This is a genomic window from Novosphingobium sp. GV079 (assembly GCF_003058045.1).
Classification (GTDB): Bacteria; Pseudomonadota; Alphaproteobacteria; order Sphingomonadales; family Sphingomonadaceae; genus Novosphingobium; species Novosphingobium capsulatum.
In genome coordinates, this window is the sequence record NZ_QBUE01000008.1 from 142,631 (window position 1) to 160,220 (window position 17,590).

Below are 17,590 nucleotides of genomic sequence, written 5' to 3' on the forward strand. Positions count from 1 at the left end.
GAAGAATGAAACAGCCAATCCCCATTCCTGCCGGCATTCCCGGCATGCGCCGTGTCATCTGGCGCACCCCATGGAGCAAAGACCATGACCAAGCCCAAGGTTCTGATTTCCGACAAGATGGACCCCAACGCCGCCCGCATTTTTGAAGAGCGCGGCTGCGACGTTGACGTGATCACCGGCAAGACGCCCGAGGAACTCAAGGCGATCATCGGCCAGTACGATGGCCTGGCGATCCGTTCGTCGACCAAGGTGACCAAGGAAATCCTGGAAGCTGCGACCAACCTCAAGGTTGTCGGCCGCGCCGGCATTGGCGTCGACAACGTCGATATTCCGGCTGCGTCGGCCAAGGGCGTGGTGGTGATGAACACCCCGTTCGGCAACTCGATCACCACGGCCGAACACGCCATCGCCCTGATGTTCGCGCTCGCCCGCCAGCTGCCCGAGGCTGATCTTTCGACCCAGGCCGGCAAGTGGGAAAAGAACCGCTTCATGGGCGTGGAAGTGACCGGCAAGACGCTGGGCCTGATCGGCGCGGGCAACATCGGCTCGATCGTTGCCAGCCGTGCGCTCGGCCTCAAGATGAAGGTCGTTGCCTTCGACCCGTTCCTCACGCCCGAGCGTGCCGTGGAAATGGGCGTGGAAAAGGCTGATCTGGAAACCCTGCTGGCCAAGGCAGACTTCATCACGCTGCACACCCCGCTGACCGACCAGACGCGCAACATCCTCTCGGCCGAAAACCTCGCCAAGACCAAGAAGGGCGTGCGCATCGTCAACTGCGCGCGCGGTGGCCTGGTCGATGAAAAGGCGCTGAAGGAACTGCTCGATTCCGGCCATATCGCCGGCGCCGCGCTCGACGTGTTCGAAACTGAGCCGGCCAAGGACAGCCCGCTGTTCGGCACGCCCAACTTCATCTGCACCCCGCACCTGGGCGCTTCGACCACCGAAGCCCAGGTCAACGTGGCGTTGCAGGTGGCCGAGCAGATGGCCGATTTCCTGGTCACCGGCGGCGTCACCAACGCGCTCAACATGCCTTCGCTGTCGGCCGAGGAAGCGCCCAAGCTCAAGCCCTACATGGCGCTGGCCGAAAAGCTCGGCACCCTGGTGGGCCAGCTGGCGCACGACAACCTCGCCAAGATCGCCATCGAGGTGGAAGGCGCTGCTGCCCAGCTCAACCAGAAGCCGATCACCGCAGCCGTGCTCACCGGCGTGATGAAGCAGTATTCCGACACCGTGAACATGGTCAACGCGCCGTTCCTGGCCAAGGAACGCGGGCTTGACGTGCGCGAAGTGCGCCATGATCGCGAAGGCGAATACCGCACCCTGGTGCGCGTCACCGTCTCGACCAGCCAGGGTGACCGCTCGGTGGCCGGCACGCTGTTCGGCAACGGCCAGCCGCGCCTGGTGGAAATCTTCGGCATCGGCATCGAAGCCGATCTCGACGGCGACATGCTCTATATCGTCAACACCGACGCGCCGGGTTTCATCGGCTCGATCGGGACGCTGCTCGGCACCGCCGGCATCAACATCGGCACGTTCCACCTCGGCCGCCGCGAAGCCGGTGGCGAAGCGGTGCTGCTGCTCTCGGTCGATAGCCCGGTCAGCGAAACCGTGCTCGCCCAGGCGCGCGAAATCCAGGGCGTGCGCCTGATCAAGGCGCTCAAGTTCTAATCGCTTTGGGCGGCCCGCCGCGCGCGGGCCAAGGCCTGAAAGGCAGGAAAGGGCGGTGCCTTGCGGCGCCGCCCTTTTTGCGTCAGGTCCGCAGCCATGCGCACGCTCGACAACATCGTCTCCGATCGCGGTTCGAAATATGCCGTGTCCGGCGCGCCCTGTGGTTCGGCGGAAGAGGCGCGCGCCTTGGTGGAGCAGCTCAAGACCATCAAGAAATTCGCGAAGGCCACACACAATACCTGGGGCCTGCTGTGCGCGGCCGGGCCGATCAAGCAGGACGATGGCGAAAGCGGGGCGGGCATGGTGATCCTGCGCATGCTGGAGCGCGAGGGGCTGCGCGACCATCTGGTGATCGTCACGCGCTGGTATGGCGGCAAGCATCTGGGCGGCGATCGCTTTCGCCATGTGCAGACGGCGGTGAGGGCCTATCTGGACAGCCTGTGATCGAGGGCGCATCACGTGCCCCGGACCTTTGCACGCCGCCGGCCGTTTACCCGTCACACGCCGATCAAGGACACTGCATGACCAGCACCACTACCGTTCCGTCGCCTGCCGCCTGGCTGGCGCCGATGCTCCCCTTGTGGAACCAGCAGATGATGCTGGGCAGCGAGGCGGCCATGGTCATCGCCCGGCGGATGTGGCTGGTCGCTCTGGCTGATCCCCGCGCCGCTGCCGAAAGCCAGCGCATGGTGACGGAAAAGGTGGAAACGCTGGGCCAGGTGTGGTGGGATTTGGCGCTTGCCCCTTCGCGCGCACTGCTGGCGGGAAAAGCCATCCCCACGCCGCATGGGGAAGCACGACGCGTGGTGCAGACCTATCGACGCAAGGTGCGCGCCAACCTGCGCCGCCTTTCGCGCTGAACGTTCAGCGCTGGCGTGCTGCCTTGACCAGAGCCCAGCCCATGGCCCCGCTAAGCGCCATCGCCAGGGCGAGGCCTGTGGCGGCGCCCCACTCTGCGCCACTGCGCCCGGCGTAGAGTCCCCCGGCGATCAGGCCGAGAATGGGGAAGATCAACAGGGCAAGGCAACCGATCGCAACCATGGCCTGCCCCGTGCCTTGCCCATCATGAACTTGGCCTGAGCCGCCTTTGTTGTGGCGGCCGGCTGTTCGCTCAGGCGACCATAGCGCGCAGGGCTTCAAAGCAGGCGCCGTCGATCGCCTTCCCCACTTCGGCTTCCATGACCGCCAGGGCGCGGTCCACCGGCATGGCGGCGCGATAGGGGCGATCGGCGGTGAGCGCGTCATAGAAATCGGCAACGCTGATGATGCGCGCCTCGGTGGCGATCAGGCTCTGGTTCAGACCCAGTGGATAGCCCTTGCCATCCAGCCGTTCGTGATGCGCGCCGGCAATGGCGGCCATGTCGCGCAACGGGCCGATGCGCGACAGGATCGCGGTGGTGTGGCTCGCGTGGCTGCGCATTTCCACCCATTCCCCGTCGTCAAGCTTGCCCGGCTTTTCCAGCACCCGGCTCGACACGGCCAGTTTGCCAACGTCATGCAGGACGGCAGCCCGGCGCAGCGCGCCCAGCTCTGTGTCTGCCACGCCCACCGCACGCCCGAGCGCCGTGGCATAGCGGCCCACCCGGCAGGAATGGCCGCCGGTATAGGGGCTCTTGGCGTCGATCACCGCGCCAAAGGCATCGGCGATATCGTCGAGATAGGCCTCGTCCACCGTGACACGGGCTTCGACCGGCTCCATCGCCTGGACATGCAGTTCCAGCGCGGGATCGTTGCAATCGCCCCAGAAGCCGGGCCGGGCGCTGACCGCCACGAATGCATCGACCAGTTCGGGATCGAGCCAGGTGCCGCGCCGCGCCCGCACTTCGGCCAGCGCCGCTTCGGGCCCGGCGGCCATCTGGAACACATCGGCGATCTGCGCCAGCAGGGCGAGCCGCGCGGGCAGGGGAATGGCGTGTCCGGCAAGACCCAGCGGCTTGCCGCCACCATCCCAATGTTCGTCCAGCGCGGCAATGGCGCCAGCAACGCTTTCGGGAAAGCGCAGTTGCCGTGCGATCGTGGCACCGCGGGTGCAGCGGGTCTGGATCAGGTCGGTGGCGATTCGGCTGCCATCGCGCAGGATCGTGGCTATCGCGCGCATGCGCGCTGGCAAGGGCTCGCCCGCGCCCGTGCGGCGAAAGACAAAGCCCAGCGTTGGGCCCAGGCCCTGGCCGATCAGCTTGAACTCATGCTTGAACGCGCGATCGTCGGCCAGATAGAGCTGGGCAATGCGCGCGGCATTGCTCGAACAGCCCAGATCCTTGAGCAGCGTGGCATAATAGATGGTGCGCCGATCTGCCGGCGACAGGCCCAGCGCCACGGCGATCTGGCTGGCGATCCAGCACGCGCGCAGCGAATGGCCGGCCGGCTGCCCCTCGGTCAGATCGAGGGCATAGGAGAATGCGCCGAGGATCTCGCTCAGCGATGTCATGGCCACGGCTGGTGTGGCGCACGCGAATTCTTGCGCGAAAGCATGGCGCATCGGACGACCCCTGTTCTTTTTTGTCTCCAAATTGGTGACATGATTCGCGTTAAGGTCGCGTTGCCGTGTCTGTGCCCATTCGGGCGATGCCGCACAGAAAGAGGGATGGCCGTTTTCGGCCGCCCCCCCCGGGTTCCAATTGTATTTGCTCGAATTTACCAGTTCACGCTGATACGGGTGTGAAGAAAGCGCCCGTTGAACCCGAATGGCGAAAAGAATGGAAACGCCACCCCGCCGCGGGTGCGCGGGCAGGTGAGCGCGCAGGTTCGCCTGCACCAGGTCCGAATAGCTATCGAGCAGGTCGTAGCGTATTTCCAGATCGGTGATCGCGTTGCGCTGTAATGATATCGCCCGCGGCGGCACCTGCCGCCTGAATCACGTTGCCGTCATGCGGTACGTGAGGCGTGGCGCTCAGCTTGCCACCGGCCCATCCAAGCGTGCCCACCGCCTTGTTCGTGGGGCTGGAGGCGGGACAGGCGCGGGGCGTGGCTTTTTCCCTACCCGGCGCAGGCCAATGCCGCTAAAGGCCCGGGCCATGGACACCCGCGATCCCGATCTCCTGCCCGCCGATCTGCTTCCCGAAGGCCTGGAAGACCGCCTGCCGCGCGCGGCGGCCGCCGCCACGCGCGTGATGCGCACGATCCATGGCGTGATGGAAGGCCATGGCTATGACCGCGTGCTCCCGCCGATGATCGAGTTCGAACGCTCGCTCGCCAGCCGCATGGCCGGGATCAGTTCGCGCCGCATGTTCCGCTTCGTCGATCCGCAATCGCTGCGGATGATGGCGTTGCGCAGTGATATCACCCCGCAGATCGGCCGCATCGCCGGCACCCGCCTGGCCGCCGCGCCGCGCCCGCTGCGCCTGTGCTATGCCGGGCAGGTTGTCACCATCAAGGGCGACGGGCTCGATCCCGCGCGCGAAAAGCTGCAGTGCGGCGCTGAAGTGATCGGGGCGGACAACGTCGCCGCCGCCGCCGAAGTGGTCGCCGTGGCGATCGAGGCGCTGCAGGCCGCCGGCGCCACGGGCGTCAGCGTCGATTTCACTTTGCCCGATCTCGTCGATACCTTGGCCGAAAAGGCCCTGCCGCTTGGCCCCGGCCAGATCGATGCGGTGCGGCGCGAGCTCGATACCAAGGATGCCGGCGGGTTGGTCGATGCCGGTGGGCAGGCCTATGTGCCGCTGCTCTATGCCACGGGCGATTTCGACACCGCGATCGAAAAGCTGGCGGCGATCGATGCCGGTGGCGCGCTCGCCGGGCGTATCGCTGCGCTGCGCGAGATCGCCGCGCGGCTCGATGGGCGTGCGCGCCTGACGCTCGATCCGTCCGAACGCCATGGCTTTGAATACCAGTCATGGTTCGGCTTCGTGCTCTATGCCGATGGCGTGCGCGGCGCGCTGGGGCGGGGCGGCACCTATCGCATCGCTGCGCCCGATGGCGGCGCGAGCGAAGTGGCGACCGGCTTTTCGCTCTATCCCGATGCGCTGATTGATCTGATCGCCAGTGCCGAAGCGCCGGCCGAAAAGCTGTTCCTGCCGCTGGGCCACGATCGCACGGCGGCCGCGCGGCTGCGCGCTATCGGCTGGCGCACCGTCGCCGCACTCGACGCCGGCGACGAACCCGCGGCCCTGGGCTGCACCCACGTTCTGGGAGCAGATGGCCCGGTCGCGCTTCCGGCGGCATGACAGGCTCTTGACTCTGGCGGGGCGGTGCCACTAGGGCGCCCCCCGCACACATCCTGCGCGTCATCGCGCCCAACCCACCCGCTGCGCCGAGTCCTGTCGAAGGGCGCTGTTCGGGTCCACCTGGCAGGTGGAGGAGTGTATCTGTGGCAAATGTAACCGTGATCGGCGCCCAGTGGGGTGATGAAGGCAAGGGCAAGATCGTCGACTGGCTGGCCAGCCGCGCCGATGCGGTCGTGCGGTTCCAGGGTGGCCACAACGCCGGCCACACCCTGGTGGTGGGCGAACAGGTCTACAAGCTCTCGCTGCTGCCCTCGGGCATCGTCACCGGCACGCTGTCGATCATCGGCAACGGCGTGGTGCTCGATCCATGGGCGCTCAAGGCCGAGATCGAAAAGCTGACCGCGCAAGGCGTGGAAATCAACGCCGACAATTTTGCCATTGCCGACAATTGCCCGCTGATCCTGCCCTTGCACCGCGATCTTGATGGCCTGCGCGAGACGGCCGCCGGCGCCGGCAAGATCGGCACCACCGGGCGCGGCATTGGCCCGGCCTATGAAGACAAGGTTGGCCGCCGCGCCATTCGCGTGTGCGATCTCGCCCATCTCGACGCGCTCGATGCGCAGCTCGATCGCCTGTGCGCCCATCACGATGCGCTGCGCGCCGGTTTCGGCCAGCCGCCGGTCGATCGCGCGGCTTTGCTGGCAGAGCTGAAGGACATCGCGCCTTACGTGCTGCAGTTCGCGCAGCCGGTGTGGAAGCGCCTCAACGCGGTGCGCAAGGCCGGCGCGCGCATCCTGTTCGAAGGCGCGCAGGGCGTGCTGCTCGATGTCGACCATGGCACCTATCCGTTCGTGACTTCGTCCAACACCGTGTCGGGCACGGCGGCGTCGGGTTCGGGCCTGGGCCCGGCGTCCACCGGCTTCGTGCTGGGCATCGTCAAGGCCTATACCACCCGCGTCGGCTCCGGTCCGTTCCCCACCGAACTGGCCGATGACGTGGGCCAGCGCCTGGGCGAACGCGGCCACGAATTCGGCACCGTCACCGGGCGCAAGCGCCGCTGCGGCTGGTTTGATGCCGTGCTCACCCGCCAGTCCTGCGCCATTTCGGGCGTCACCGGCATCGCGCTGACCAAGCTCGACGTGCTCGACGGGTTCGACAAGGTGAAGATCTGCATCGGCTATCGCCTCAATGGCAAGGTGCTGGACTATTTCCCCAGCCACGCCGCCGACCAGGCCAATGTCGAGCCGATCTACGAGGAAATGGACGGCTGGCAGGACACTACTGCCGGCGCCCGCTCGTGGGCGGATCTGCCCGCGCAGGCGATCAAGTACATCCAGCGCGTCCAGGAACTGATCGAAACGCCGGTGGCGCTGGTCAGCACTTCACCCGAGCGGGAAGATACCATTCTCGTGCGCGATCCCTTCGTGGATTGATCGCGCCGGCCAGGGCGATAGGATGGCGCCATGCGCCGCTCCATCGCCCTCTTGGCATTGGCATGTGCGGCGGCGGGCCTCTGGGCCTTGCCGCCGCTCTTGCATGAAACGCCTGCGCGGGCGCAGACGGTTGCTGCCGAGGTGGGCGATAGCGGAGCAGAGGTGGCGCGGGTGCGCGTGGAAAAGGCCGCGCGGCGCCTGGTCCTGCTTGATGAGAGTGGGCGCCCGTTGCGCGTCTTCACCGGCATCCAGCTGGGCCCGGCGCCATCCGGCCCCAAGCATTTCGAGGGCGATGGCCGCACGCCCGAGGGGCACTATACCATCGACCACGGCAATCCGGCGAGCGCCTATCATCTCTCGCTGCACATCTCCTATCCCGATGCCGCCGACCGCGCCTATGCCGCGGCGGCCGGCCGCGCGCCGGGCGGGCAGATCTTTCTGCATGGCCAGCCCAACGGATTTGGCCCGTTGCGCGCGCCGGGTGATTGGACCGAAGGCTGTATCGCGCTCAAAAACTCCGAAATCGAGGAAATCTGGCAGCGCGTTGGCGATGGAACGCCCATAGATATCGTGCCCTGAGTAGCTCTCTCGGACTTTCTCGCTCCAAAACCGAGGCATCTGGCGTTGACCTGATCCTGCTTTGTTCCGCAAGTGTTCGCATACGCGATTTTACGGAGTGGGGACAATGGGGCAGGCTGCGGCGCGTTTTGACTATGGGCTTCCCGGCGATGCTGGGGTGGCGGATGACAGGGTGCAGGAGCGTTCTTTCGGCTGGGGCGCCGGGGAAGGGCGCGGGGTTCAGCCGCTTGCCGTGTCGATCTTTGCCGATCGCGGCTATCTGCGCGCCGAAATGGCCGAAGACGCCGCCGCCGCCGGCCTGCGCGTGGCGCAGACCAGCGATCTCGAACGGCTGGTATCCGATGCGGCCGCCCCGGGGTTGGGTGATCTCGTGCTGGTCGATTGCCCGGTGATCGACGGACTGGAACTGGCCGCGCTGTCCCGGCTTGATAGCTGCGCGGCGCAAAGCGGTTCGCAACTGGTGGTATCCACCAGCATCGGCTCGCTCGATGATGTCTTTGGCTGCCTTGACCAGTCAGAAGCGCAGATCCTGGTCACCCCCAGCCGGGCCGAGCGGGTGATCGCCATGGGCCGCGTGCTCGCCCGCACCGGCAACCGCGTGCGCGAACTGGGAGAGGAAGACCGCCTCACTCTGCTGCGCCTCACCGAGCAGGTCACCAACATCGCCGCCCGGCTCGAACAGCTCTCGCCCGGCAACGCGGCCGACGTGGAAAGCGCCTCCGCGTTTCGCTTCAACGGAGAGGGCGGCGAAGCCGGCCCGGCCAAGCTCGACGAAGGCACCGATCGCCTGGTGCGCACCGCCCGCCCGCCGCTGCCCGATCCGCGCCTGGTGCGCAAGATCATCCGCCAACGCCAGCTGCGCGCCCGCTTTTTCGAGGGCGACCTGTTCGCCGATCCGGCGTGGGACATGCTGCTCGATCTGACCGCCGCCCGCGTGGAGCACGTGCGCGTGTCGGTCACCTCGCTGTGCATCGCCTCGGGCGTGCCCCCCACCACCGCGCTGCGCTGGATCGGCCAGATGACCGATGCCGGCCTGCTCCAGCGCGTAGACGACGAAACCGACCGCCGCCGCGCCTTCATCACCCTCACCGACAAGGCCGCCGACGCCATGGCCCGCTACTTCGCCGAACTCGGCTCATCGGCCAACGCGCTGGTCTGATCCCGCCCGCGTTCGTCGCGCGGTGTTGCGATGGCGGCTGGGGCATGCCTCCCGGGCGCCAGCCGCACACCAGTGTTCAGTGACAAAGGCACGTTTCGGCGCTTTGCCGAGAACCTGACGAGTACGTGACAGTTTGCCCCACTTTATGCGTAAAACAGTGTTGTTCACGCCGCCTAGTCGCGTCGGCGCACATGGCAGCTGCAACCGCGCTGCCTCCCGCATGATATTGCGAAATGTGATCAATGAATACTGGATGATGGCATGAACGATCGATGCTTTTCTACCGTTGCGACGTAACGTTTCGAACAGCAGCAGCTCTCGCTAAACATCTGATATCCTGAAATTCCCCCGCTGGCCGCTGAGCGCGACCGGCTCGGCTTGCTAAATCGGCTGACAGCGCACTCGCCGCTTGCTCCGATCCCGCATCGCCTCCACAAGCCTTCTATCAGCTATGCGGAGAGAGAAATTGCTGTTCCACACAATGGTAGGCTCCAACGACATTGAGCGCTCGCGGCGGTTCTATGACGCGGTTTTGGGTGTTCTCGGCGTGCCAGAGCCGATGATCAACATCGCGGGAAGCGGACATACGCGCCTTTTCTACCCGAACCAGGGCGGAACCAACTTCATCGTCACCCAGCCGATCAACGATGAGCCCGCCACCGTCGCGAACGGGGCCACCGTCGCATTCTCGTGCAATTCGCCCGAGCAAGTTCAACAATTTCATGACGTCGCGGTGGCCAACGGCGGAACGTCAATCGAAGACGCCCCTGGTCCGCGAGCGTCCGCGATGGGGACTATCCACCTGACGTATGTGCGCGATCCAGACGGCAACAAGCTTTGTGGGATTCACATCCCCGGATAACGTTTTCGCATCCGTATCTGCGCCGGCCCAGCGAGCGATTAGGCGCTCCGCAGGGCCGGGCAGCCCTGTCCCGGCCCGCGCGCGACACGCCGCCATCGGCTTTTCGGCAAGGTGGCATGGCCGGCTCAGACGCATCCAGACGTTCGATTTGGCAATCGTAAACGACTGGTGCTCATCGCAAACTGCCTCCCCGATTACCCGCCGCAGATGATGGCTATTTCGCGCAGACGCGCCAAACCTGACGGCGGCAAGCTAGGGTGTATGGGGATTTAGGCCAGCGTGGCGCAAGAATGGCTGATTTTCGGGGCCCGGAGCGCAGCGTACTTTTGGTACGTGAACCGGAAGCGCGAAAAGCGGTCGTTCGCAGCCCGCCATGGGCTGAATCCCCACACACCCAAGGGCGTGGGTAAAACGGTAGCAGACGCCCCAACCGCCGGCGTCGCGCATTCATGCGCTGGCAACGCGGCCCAGTGTGCAAATCAAGTCCGGGATGAGCGCAAGGCGCGCGGAAATGGAGCTTGGCCTTGGTCCGCCGGCGCCGCCTTGGTGTGGCGGCGGCGTTCGGCGCGGCGTAGCCAGGCCTGGACGGGTGCATCGAACCAGTGGTTGGCGGCCCAGGCGACGGCTATGACGGCCACTGCTTGCACCAGGGCGAGGGCTGCCGCGGGCAGCGGCGCGTGCCGGCCCAGTTCCACGCCGAGGCGCAGCACCGGGCCTTGCAGGATATAGATCGGATAGCTGAGCAGACCGAGCCAGTGCGCCGCGCGCGCCATGCGGCCGTCGAGCGGCACGGCGGCAGCCAGCCAGACCAGCAGGGGAAAGCCGATCAGCGCCAATGCGCCGTCATAGATCGCCGGATCGAGGCCGATCATGCGTTCCGGGACGATGAGCAGCGCGGCGGCAAGGCCGGTGCACAGGGCAATAGCGAGCACGGGGCGGCGGCGCGCGGGTTCGCGGCGCCAGCGGAAGATCAGGATGCCGACGAAGAACGGATAGACCACCCGCGCCGCGCCAAATGCGAAATCGGCTTTGTCCGTTCCGCCCATCAGGCGGCCGAAGTGGGCGATGTCTGCCACCACCAGCACGGCGCCCAGGCCGACCAACCCCAGCAGCACCCGCTGCGACAGGAAGCGGGCGACAAGGGCATAGGCCAGGTTCACATAGGCTTCGAACGCGAGGGACCATGCCGCCATGTTGAGCGGAAAGGCAGTGGGCCATTGTGGAAACAGCGGGCAGGGCAGCAGGGCGAGGGCAAAGCCCAGTGCGAGCAGGGCATCGCGCAAGGACACGCTGTGGCGCAGGAACACCGCGCCCAGAAACACGCTAAAGCCCATTACCGTGCCCAGCGCCAGCAGGGGATAGAGCCGCCGCGCCCGCGCCCGGGCAAAGCCGGCCCGCGACAGGCGCCCGTCGCGCACCTGCGCGTCATAGGCAAAGGCGATGACGAAGCCTGACAGCGTATAGAAGAAGTCGACCGCCAGCCCGGCATGGGGCAGGGCCGAAAGGCTGTGCTGCTGCACCAGGTGATAGGCCAGCACGACCAGCGCCGCCACGCCGCGCAAGGCATCGAGCAGGCCAAACCGCTGTGTAACGTGCTGGCTTTCGCCGAGATCCGTCGCGCCAGCGCGCGCGCCATCTGTCATCTGCCAGCGCCCCCTTGCGTCCGCTTCCGGGCAGCCAGGTTGCGGCGCGCCGGGTGTTGCATGGGATCGTGGTTTTGCATCGGCATCGCAACGCGTGGTGGATCGGAAACCGAGCCATTGCCGTGGCGCGGGATGCCAAGGGGGTTGATGTTGACGCAGGGTCAACCGCTAGATCGCGGTCATGGATGATTCGCTTGCCATCGATGACGTGGTCCGCCGTACGGGGCTGACTGCCCGCGCCTTGCGCTTTTACGAAGCGCGCGGGCTCTTGGCGCCGCTGCGCACTCAATCCGGGCGGCGCTGGTACGGCCCGGCCGATCTTGAGCGCATCCACCGCATCGTGGCGTTGAAGAAAGCCGGGTTGAGCCTTGCTGAGATCAAGCGCCTGTTCGATCGCAAGCCGATCGATCTGGCAGCGTTGCTGTCGGCACAGCGTGAGCGACTGGTGCAGCAGGCCGCCGAGATCACCGAGGCTTTGACGCTGATCGATTCCGCATTGTCCCGCGTCGGCCGAGGCGAGCCGCTCGATGCCGCGACGCTCTGCTCGCTGATCCGCAAGGGAGATACGATGATGACAGATGGACAACAGGCGTGGAAAGCGGTGCTCGATCGCTACTATACGGCAGAAGAGCAGTCCCACTGGCAGGCGGCGATGCCCGCGGCGGCCCCGTTTGACCAAGCAGCTTATCATGCGCAGTGGCAGGCACTGGGGCGCCGGATCGAGGCGATGCTGCCGCTCGATCCTGCCAGCGATGCCGCATTGGCGCTGGTGCGCGAATGGCTGGCGTTGCTGGAACCGTTCACGCGCCAGGCCAGCCCGATGATGTGGGAAGGGGCGAGCCGCCTCTATGCCGACATGGACAACTGGCAGGGCGAGGCCGATCCCGGCTTCAGCAAGCAGGTTTGGGATTTCATCGCCGCCGCGGCCGCGGCCGCACGCAAGGCGGGCAAGGATATCGGCCCCTTGCCCGCGTTCATGGCGCCGCCGGCCTGATCAGCCGCCCCATGCGCAAGAGCCTCGCCCCGTGCACGGCGCACGGGACGAGGCTCTCGTTGGCCTGAGGCCTATGCCGTGTTCGGGGCCTTATTCGGCAGCGATGCCGGCCGCGCCGAACATGTCGACGTCTTCTTCGGTCGGTTCTTCAACCGTGTTGGCTGCCTTGGCGTTGCGACGGTTGTCGAAGTTCGACCACACATCGTTCCAGTTGCCGCGCGTGGCCGCCTTGGAATATTCGGTGGCGCGCGTTTCGAAGAAGTTGGCGTGTTCCACCCCGTTGAGCAGCGGGGTCAGCCAGGGCAGCGGGTGTTCCTCGATCATGTAGATCGGATCAAAGCCCAGCTGGCCCAGGCGCCAATCGGCGATGTAGCGGATGTAGCGCTTGATTTCCTTGGGGCTCATCCCCGGAACCGGGCCCTGCTCGAACGCCAGGTCGATGAAGGCATCTTCCAGGCGCACGGTCTTCTGGCAGCAATCGAGGATGTCTTCCTTGACCGCCTTGGTCAGGCACTGGCGCTCGTTGCAGAATTCCTTGAACAGGCGGGTGATGCCTTCGCAGTGCAGCGATTCATCACGCACCGACCACGAGACGATCTGCCCCATGCCCTTCATCTTGTTGAAGCGCGGGAAGTTCATCAGCATCGCGAACGAAGCGAACAGCTGCAGGCCTTCGGTGAAGCCGCCGAACATCGCCAGGGTGCGGGCAATGTCTTCGTCGCTGTCCACGCCGAAGTTCTGCATGTAATCATGCTTGTCCTTCATTTCGGCGTATTCGAGGAACATGCCGTATTCGCTTTCCGGCATGCCGATCGTGTCGAGCAGGTGCGAATAGGCCGCGATGTGGATCGTTTCCATGTTGGAGAACGAGGCCAGCATCATCTTCACTTCGGTGGGCTTGAACACCCGGCCATACTTTTCGTGATAGCAATCCTGCACTTCCACGTCGGCCTGGGTGAAGAAGCGGAAGATCTGCGTCAGCAGATTGCGCTCGTGGTCCGACAGCTTCTGCGCCCAGTCTCGGCAATCCTCGCCCAGCGGCACTTCTTCCGGCATCCAGTGAATCTGTTGCTGACGCTTCCAGTATTCATAGGCCCAGGGATATTCGAAGGGCTTGTAGGTCTTGCGGGCTTCAAGAAGGGACATGGGTGGCAATCCTGTTGGAATTCGAATGAATATGGGCTGTTTCAGGCGGCAGGGAAAGCCGGCCTGGAGGGTATAAGGCCAGGGCGGTGTCGCCACGGGCCCGGAAGAAAGGGTGGAGCGCCGGCGCGGCGGCACTGCGCGGCGCGCCGGGCGCATTCCGGCTTGCGCCAACCAGCGGTGTCTGCCCATTCGGGCGCGACATGCGATCGCAGGGTATAATGCCGGGAACGGCCGGCCAGGCGCGGCATTGTGGGCACAGGGGCAGACGGGCGAACACGGCCCGCATCCCTCATACCACCACACAATGCAGGAGGCTGGGCATGACCGGCAACGACAGCAATCCCATCGCAAGCCAGATTCGCGAGCACATGGCCGTCATCGGCGCAGACGGTGCCCCGGTTGGCACGGTCGATCATGTCGATGGACATCGCATCAAGCTGACCAAGGCCAAGAGCGGCGCCCACGAAGGGCACCATCACTACCTGTCGCTCGGCCTGGTGGCCGGCGTCGAAGGCGACACGGTGCGTCTTTCGGCCAATGCCGACGTCGCCCTGACCTTTGAGGAAGAGGAAAAGTAGGTTTCCGCTTCCCATATTGGGTAAAGTTTCACGAAAAGCCGCGTCCCCTTCGCGGCTAGGTCGTCCCTGGCGACCGGAAGGCGCCTCGCTCCACGTCGTAAGTGGCGAGGCGCTTTTTCCTTGGTCGCCTAGTTCCAGAACCAGCCCGGCTTGAGATTGCGATCCTTGCGGTTGCGCCACATCTGAATGTACATCCACAGCCCCGAAAAGCTGAAGAAGATCATCGCAAAGCCCGACAGCGTGCTGATCAGCACCCCGACCGGCCCAAAGCTTTCGCCCGAATGCAGATGGTGCAGCAACCCGACGATGGACTTGCCGCCCTTGGGCTTGGGCCGGCACATATAGTCCGGCGGGCAGACGAACGCCGGCTTGGCCGGGGTTGCATCCGCCATGGTCTTGGCCGGCCGGTCGCCGTCCCCGCCGCTGAGCAGCGGAACAACCTGACTCAGCGTGCCCGTCACGGCGATCCACAACAGGAAGACTCCGAAAAACACCGAAATCCAGCGGTGCCACTTGCGCATTGAACGATCCCCTATGGTCCTGTGGCCCGCTGCCGATACCGGCATTGGCATCGCCGGGCCGCGCCACCTTGTGACGGTGTGTTGCCAGCCGGGGCAAGCAGCGAAATGTCGCCATCTGTAACATCGGCAGGGTCTTGGCATGGTCCGGCATGGGTGACGCTCACTGGGTAACGATCACGGGCAGGATAGCGAATGGCGCGATTCCGGCGGGTGGGACCGCTGGGTGGGGCCGGAAGGGGCGATCATGCCATGCTGGCCGATCGCCCCCTCGTTTCCCAAATGGCCTCGGTGAAGCGCCTCGAGCGATAAATACCTATCGCCAGGCGGTCAGCGGTTGGGCCTTATTGGCAAGCCCTTATTGGCAGGCCAGGCATTCCTCGTAATCGGTCTGCTTGACGTCAAGCTCGATCCGGCGTGCCTCGGCGGTGTTGTCCGCTTCCACGCCACCGGCAAAACCGGCGCGCTGCACCGACTTGGAGCGCAGGTAATAGAGCGACTTGATGCCCTTTTCCCAAGCCTGGAAGTGGAGCATCAGCAAGTCCCACTTGTCGACATCGGCCGGGATATAGAGGTTCAGCGACTGCGCCTGGTCGATATAGGGCGTGCGGTCGGCCGAGAATTCGAGCAGCCAGCGCTGGTCGATTTCGAAGCTGGTCTTGTAGACCGCCTTCTCGTCGGCCGAGAGGAATTCGAGGTGCTGGACCGAGCCGCCGCGTTCCAGGATCGAGTTCCACACATTGGTGGAATCCTTGGACTTTTCGCGCAGCAGCTTTTCCAGGTAGGGGTTCTTGACCACGAACGAGCCCGACAGCGTCTTGTGCGTGTAGATGTTCGCCGGGATCGGCTCGATGCAGGCCGAGGTGCCGCCGCAGATGATCGAGATCGACGCGGTCGGCGCGATGGCCATCTTGCACGAGAAGCGCTGCATCACGCCCATGTCGGCCGCGTCGGGGCAGGGCCCGCGTTCCTGGGCGAGCAGCAGCGAGGCTTCGTCGGCCTTGGCGGCGATGTGGCGGAACATCTTGAGGTTCCACGCCTTGGCCATGGCGGATTCGAAGGCAATGCCCTTCTTCTGCAGGAACGAGTGGAAGCCCATCACGCCCATGCCGACCGAACGCTCGCGCGCGGCGGAATACTTGGCGCGGGCCATTTCGTCGGGCGCGCGGTCGATGAAGTCCTGCAGCACGTTGTCGAGGAAGCGCAGCACGTCTTCCACGAAGTGCTTGTCACCCTGCCACTCGTCCCAGGTTTCCAGGTTGAGCGAGGAGAGGCAGCACACCGCTGTGCGATCGTTGCCAAGGTGATCGATGCCGGTGGGCAGCGTGATTTCCGAGCAGAGGTTGGAGGTGGAAACCTTGAGGCCCAGATCGCGGTGATGCTTGGGCATCATGCGGTTCACGGTGTCGGAGAACACGATATAGGGTTCGCCGGTGGCCAGGCGCACTTCGACCAGCTTCTGGAACAGCGAGCGGGCATCGACCTTGCCGCGCACCGACTTGTCCTTGGGGCTGCGCAGCGCGAATTCGGCGCCATCGCGCACGGCTTCCATGAACTCGTCGGTCAGCAGCACGCCGTGGTGCAGGTTCAGGGCCTTGCGGTTGAAATCGCCCGAGGACTTGCGAATTTCGAGGAACTCTTCGATCTCGGGGTGCGAGATGTCGAGATAGCAGGCGGCCGAGCCACGGCGCAGCGAGCCCTGGCTGATCGCCAGAGTCAGGCTGTCCATCACGCGGACGAAGGGGATGATCCCGCTGGTCTTGCCGTTGAGGCCGACATTTTCGCCGATCCCGCGCACGTTGCCCCAATAGGTGCCGATGCCGCCCCCGCGCGAGGCGAGCCAGACGTTCTCGTTCCAGGTCTTGACGATGCCTTCCAGGCTGTCTTCCACCGAGTTGAGATAGCACGAGATCGGCAGGCCGCGGCCAGTGCCGCCGTTCGACAGCACGGGCGTGGCGGGCATGAACCACAGCTTGGAGATGTAGTCATAGAGCCGCTGGGCGTGGTCCTGGTCGTCGGCATAGGCATCGGCCACGCGCGCGAACAGATCCTGGTAGGTTTCACCGGGCAGCAGATAGCGATCGTCGAGCGTGTCCTTGCCAAAGATCGTCAGCTTGGCGTCGCGCGCGGCATCGGTGACGATGGTAAAGCGGCGCGGGTTGACCGACTTGGAATCGATTGGCTGGGCCTTTGCGGCATCGCTCGTCGCGCTGGCCATGATCGCGGCCGCGGCCGAAACCAGATCCGCGCTACCCTTGTCGTCTGCCTGCATGTCCACTGCCTTTGCTTCCGCCGGTTGCGCAGCCTTGCGCGTGGCCTTGGTTGCGGTTGCCGGGGTCTCCGGCGCGGCGTCGCGTTCGAGGGTGGCCAGGCCACCTTCCAGTCCCAGTTCGTCCTGCGCCATCACAGCCGTTCCATCGTTCATTTCCCCGGTCCTGAAATTCACGTTCCATTCCCCGTTTGCACGAGGCCCGCCGCGAGTGACGGACCGGATATTGCTGACACTGCCAATGGCCGCGCGATCCAGCATGTGCTGGCCCTTGCGGCCTGGCTTCGGTGGCACAACGAGAGACGACTCAACGCGCTCGCGATCATGCCATAAATTGAAACAGAAAGGGAACAGAATCCCTGTCTGCCATGCCGCGACGCCGAAAACCCAAGCAACGTCAAAGGCTCCGCCACGGTGGACGAGCCACATGCACCCTATATGGGGTGCATCCTGACATATAACTAGGTTTGGTTGCCCTCCGTGGCCACGACCACAACCCATAGTGCTTGAACCGGGTCTGGCAGGCAAGTGGCACATGCCCTCAAGGGCTACGCGATTCGTCGCAAGTACGATTCGCT

16 protein-coding genes are annotated in these 17,590 nt (G+C 65.1%); 10 read left to right on the plus strand and 6 right to left on the minus strand.

All coding sequences use genetic code 11. The features are described from left to right. Positions 1 to 84: 84 nt before the first annotated feature. The 3 genes from serA (at position 85) to C8K14_RS12425 (ending at position 2,528) form a co-directional block, all read left to right on the plus strand. A complete protein-coding gene (gene serA / locus C8K14_RS12415) occupies positions 85 to 1,668 on the plus strand; it encodes a phosphoglycerate dehydrogenase (protein WP_107716887.1) in 1,584 nt (527 codons plus the stop codon). Between the two features lie 96 nt (positions 1,669 to 1,764). Then, positions 1,765 to 2,112 (plus strand): YigZ family protein, encoded by a 348-nt coding sequence (locus C8K14_RS12420; RefSeq protein WP_054132686.1) that lies wholly within the window; start codon positions 1,765 to 1,767, stop codon positions 2,110 to 2,112. Between the two features lie 77 nt (positions 2,113 to 2,189). Then, complete coding sequence (locus tag C8K14_RS12425; RefSeq protein WP_199223728.1) at positions 2,190 to 2,528, plus strand: hypothetical protein; 339 nt, start codon at positions 2,190 to 2,192, stop codon at positions 2,526 to 2,528. A gap of 4 nt (positions 2,529 to 2,532) precedes the next feature. Here the strand turns inward: C8K14_RS12425 and C8K14_RS22875 are convergent, their stop codons facing one another. Next, a complete protein-coding gene (locus C8K14_RS22875) occupies positions 2,533 to 2,709 on the minus strand; it encodes a hypothetical protein (protein WP_166643354.1) in 177 nt (58 codons plus the stop codon). A gap of 70 nt (positions 2,710 to 2,779) precedes the next feature. Further along, a complete protein-coding gene (locus C8K14_RS12430) occupies positions 2,780 to 4,096 on the minus strand; it encodes an HD-GYP domain-containing protein (protein WP_107716927.1) in 1,317 nt (438 codons plus the stop codon). Between the two features lie 586 nt (positions 4,097 to 4,682). Between C8K14_RS12430 and C8K14_RS12435 the strand changes: the two genes are divergently transcribed. From C8K14_RS12435 to C8K14_RS12455, 5 genes are all read left to right on the plus strand, one after another. Next, the gene (locus tag C8K14_RS12435) at positions 4,683 to 5,831 is read left to right on the plus strand and encodes an ATP phosphoribosyltransferase regulatory subunit (RefSeq protein WP_107716888.1); all 1,149 of its coding nucleotides are present in this window, start codon (positions 4,683 to 4,685) and stop codon (positions 5,829 to 5,831) included. Positions 5,832 to 5,974: 143 nt separating this feature from the next. Continuing rightward, positions 5,975 to 7,264 carry an adenylosuccinate synthase gene (locus C8K14_RS12440; protein WP_022678126.1) on the plus strand — a complete coding sequence of 430 codons (1,290 nt, stop codon included), beginning with the start codon at positions 5,975 to 5,977 and terminating at the stop codon, positions 7,262 to 7,264. A gap of 30 nt (positions 7,265 to 7,294) precedes the next feature. Continuing rightward, entirely contained in the window at positions 7,295 to 7,843 is a 549-nt protein-coding gene (locus C8K14_RS12445) for a murein L,D-transpeptidase family protein (protein WP_107716889.1), read from the plus strand. A gap of 106 nt (positions 7,844 to 7,949) precedes the next feature. Continuing rightward, positions 7,950 to 9,002: a winged helix DNA-binding protein gene (locus tag C8K14_RS12450; protein ID WP_107716890.1), complete on the plus strand. Its 1,053-nt coding sequence runs from the start codon at positions 7,950 to 7,952 to the stop codon at positions 9,000 to 9,002. Between the two features lie 481 nt (positions 9,003 to 9,483). Next, on the plus strand, positions 9,484 to 9,864 hold the full coding sequence (locus C8K14_RS12455) for a VOC family protein (RefSeq protein WP_197279289.1): 381 nt from the start codon (positions 9,484 to 9,486) through the stop codon (positions 9,862 to 9,864). Between the two features lie 479 nt (positions 9,865 to 10,343). On the opposite strand, the gene C8K14_RS12460 is transcribed toward C8K14_RS12455, so the two are convergent. Next, positions 10,344 to 11,507, minus strand: a complete 1,164-nt coding sequence (locus tag C8K14_RS12460) for an acyltransferase (RefSeq protein WP_107716891.1) — start codon at positions 11,505 to 11,507, stop codon at positions 10,344 to 10,346. Between the two features lie 181 nt (positions 11,508 to 11,688). Here C8K14_RS12460 and C8K14_RS12465 point away from each other — a divergent pair, with 181 nt between their 5' ends. Continuing rightward, positions 11,689 to 12,501 (plus strand): MerR family transcriptional regulator, encoded by an 813-nt coding sequence (locus C8K14_RS12465; protein WP_107716892.1) that lies wholly within the window; start codon positions 11,689 to 11,691, stop codon positions 12,499 to 12,501. A 90-nt stretch (positions 12,502 to 12,591) separates the two neighbouring features. Here C8K14_RS12465 and C8K14_RS12470 read toward each other — a convergent pair whose 3' ends face one another. Next, on the minus strand, positions 12,592 to 13,647 hold the full coding sequence (locus C8K14_RS12470; protein WP_054132692.1) for a ribonucleotide-diphosphate reductase subunit beta: 1,056 nt from the start codon (positions 13,645 to 13,647) through the stop codon (positions 12,592 to 12,594). A gap of 320 nt (positions 13,648 to 13,967) precedes the next feature. On the opposite strand from C8K14_RS12470, the gene C8K14_RS12475 reads away from it, so the two are divergent. Then, a complete protein-coding gene (locus C8K14_RS12475; RefSeq protein WP_054132693.1) occupies positions 13,968 to 14,225 on the plus strand; it encodes a DUF2171 domain-containing protein in 258 nt (85 codons plus the stop codon). Between the two features lie 128 nt (positions 14,226 to 14,353). Here C8K14_RS12475 and C8K14_RS12480 read toward each other — a convergent pair whose 3' ends face one another. Further along, positions 14,354 to 14,746 carry a PepSY-associated TM helix domain-containing protein gene (locus C8K14_RS12480; protein WP_107716893.1) on the minus strand — a complete coding sequence of 131 codons (393 nt, stop codon included), beginning with the start codon at positions 14,744 to 14,746 and terminating at the stop codon, positions 14,354 to 14,356. Between the two features lie 355 nt (positions 14,747 to 15,101). Then, positions 15,102 to 17,168, minus strand: coding sequence for a ribonucleoside-diphosphate reductase subunit alpha (locus tag C8K14_RS12485; RefSeq protein ID WP_233251065.1), 2,067 nt, complete (start codon positions 17,166 to 17,168; stop codon positions 15,102 to 15,104). Between the last annotated feature and the right edge of the window lie 422 nt (positions 17,169 to 17,590).

What these genes read in the sequence shown, in the direction of transcription:
- C8K14_RS12470 (WP_054132692.1), bottom strand. Translation starts at nt 13,647, where the DNA reads ATGTCCCTTCTTGAAGCCCGCAAGACCTACAAGCCCTTCGAATATCCC.
- C8K14_RS12420 (WP_054132686.1), top strand. Translation starts at nt 1,765, where the DNA reads ATGCGCACGCTCGACAACATCGTCTCCGATCGCGGTTCGAAATATGCC.
- C8K14_RS12485 (WP_233251065.1), bottom strand. Translation starts at nt 17,168, where the DNA reads ATGAACGATGGAACGGCTGTGATGGCGCAGGACGAACTGGGACTGGAA.
- C8K14_RS12435 (WP_107716888.1), top strand. Translation starts at nt 4,683, where the DNA reads ATGGACACCCGCGATCCCGATCTCCTGCCCGCCGATCTGCTTCCCGAA.
- C8K14_RS12475 (WP_054132693.1), top strand. Translation starts at nt 13,968, where the DNA reads ATGACCGGCAACGACAGCAATCCCATCGCAAGCCAGATTCGCGAGCAC.
- C8K14_RS12465 (WP_107716892.1), top strand. Translation starts at nt 11,689, where the DNA reads ATGGATGATTCGCTTGCCATCGATGACGTGGTCCGCCGTACGGGGCTG.
- C8K14_RS12455 (WP_197279289.1), top strand. Translation starts at nt 9,484, where the DNA reads ATGGTAGGCTCCAACGACATTGAGCGCTCGCGGCGGTTCTATGACGCG.
- C8K14_RS12460 (WP_107716891.1), bottom strand. Translation starts at nt 11,507, where the DNA reads ATGACAGATGGCGCGCGCGCTGGCGCGACGGATCTCGGCGAAAGCCAG.
- C8K14_RS12430 (WP_107716927.1), bottom strand. Translation starts at nt 4,096, where the DNA reads ATGACATCGCTGAGCGAGATCCTCGGCGCATTCTCCTATGCCCTCGAT.
- C8K14_RS22875 (WP_166643354.1), bottom strand. Translation starts at nt 2,709, where the DNA reads ATGGTTGCGATCGGTTGCCTTGCCCTGTTGATCTTCCCCATTCTCGGC.
- serA (WP_107716887.1), top strand. Translation starts at nt 85, where the DNA reads ATGACCAAGCCCAAGGTTCTGATTTCCGACAAGATGGACCCCAACGCC.
- C8K14_RS12480 (WP_107716893.1), bottom strand. Translation starts at nt 14,746, where the DNA reads ATGCGCAAGTGGCACCGCTGGATTTCGGTGTTTTTCGGAGTCTTCCTG.
- C8K14_RS12450 (WP_107716890.1), top strand. Translation starts at nt 7,950, where the DNA reads ATGGGGCAGGCTGCGGCGCGTTTTGACTATGGGCTTCCCGGCGATGCT.
- C8K14_RS12445 (WP_107716889.1), top strand. Translation starts at nt 7,295, where the DNA reads ATGCGCCGCTCCATCGCCCTCTTGGCATTGGCATGTGCGGCGGCGGGC.
- C8K14_RS12425 (WP_199223728.1), top strand. Translation starts at nt 2,190, where the DNA reads ATGACCAGCACCACTACCGTTCCGTCGCCTGCCGCCTGGCTGGCGCCG.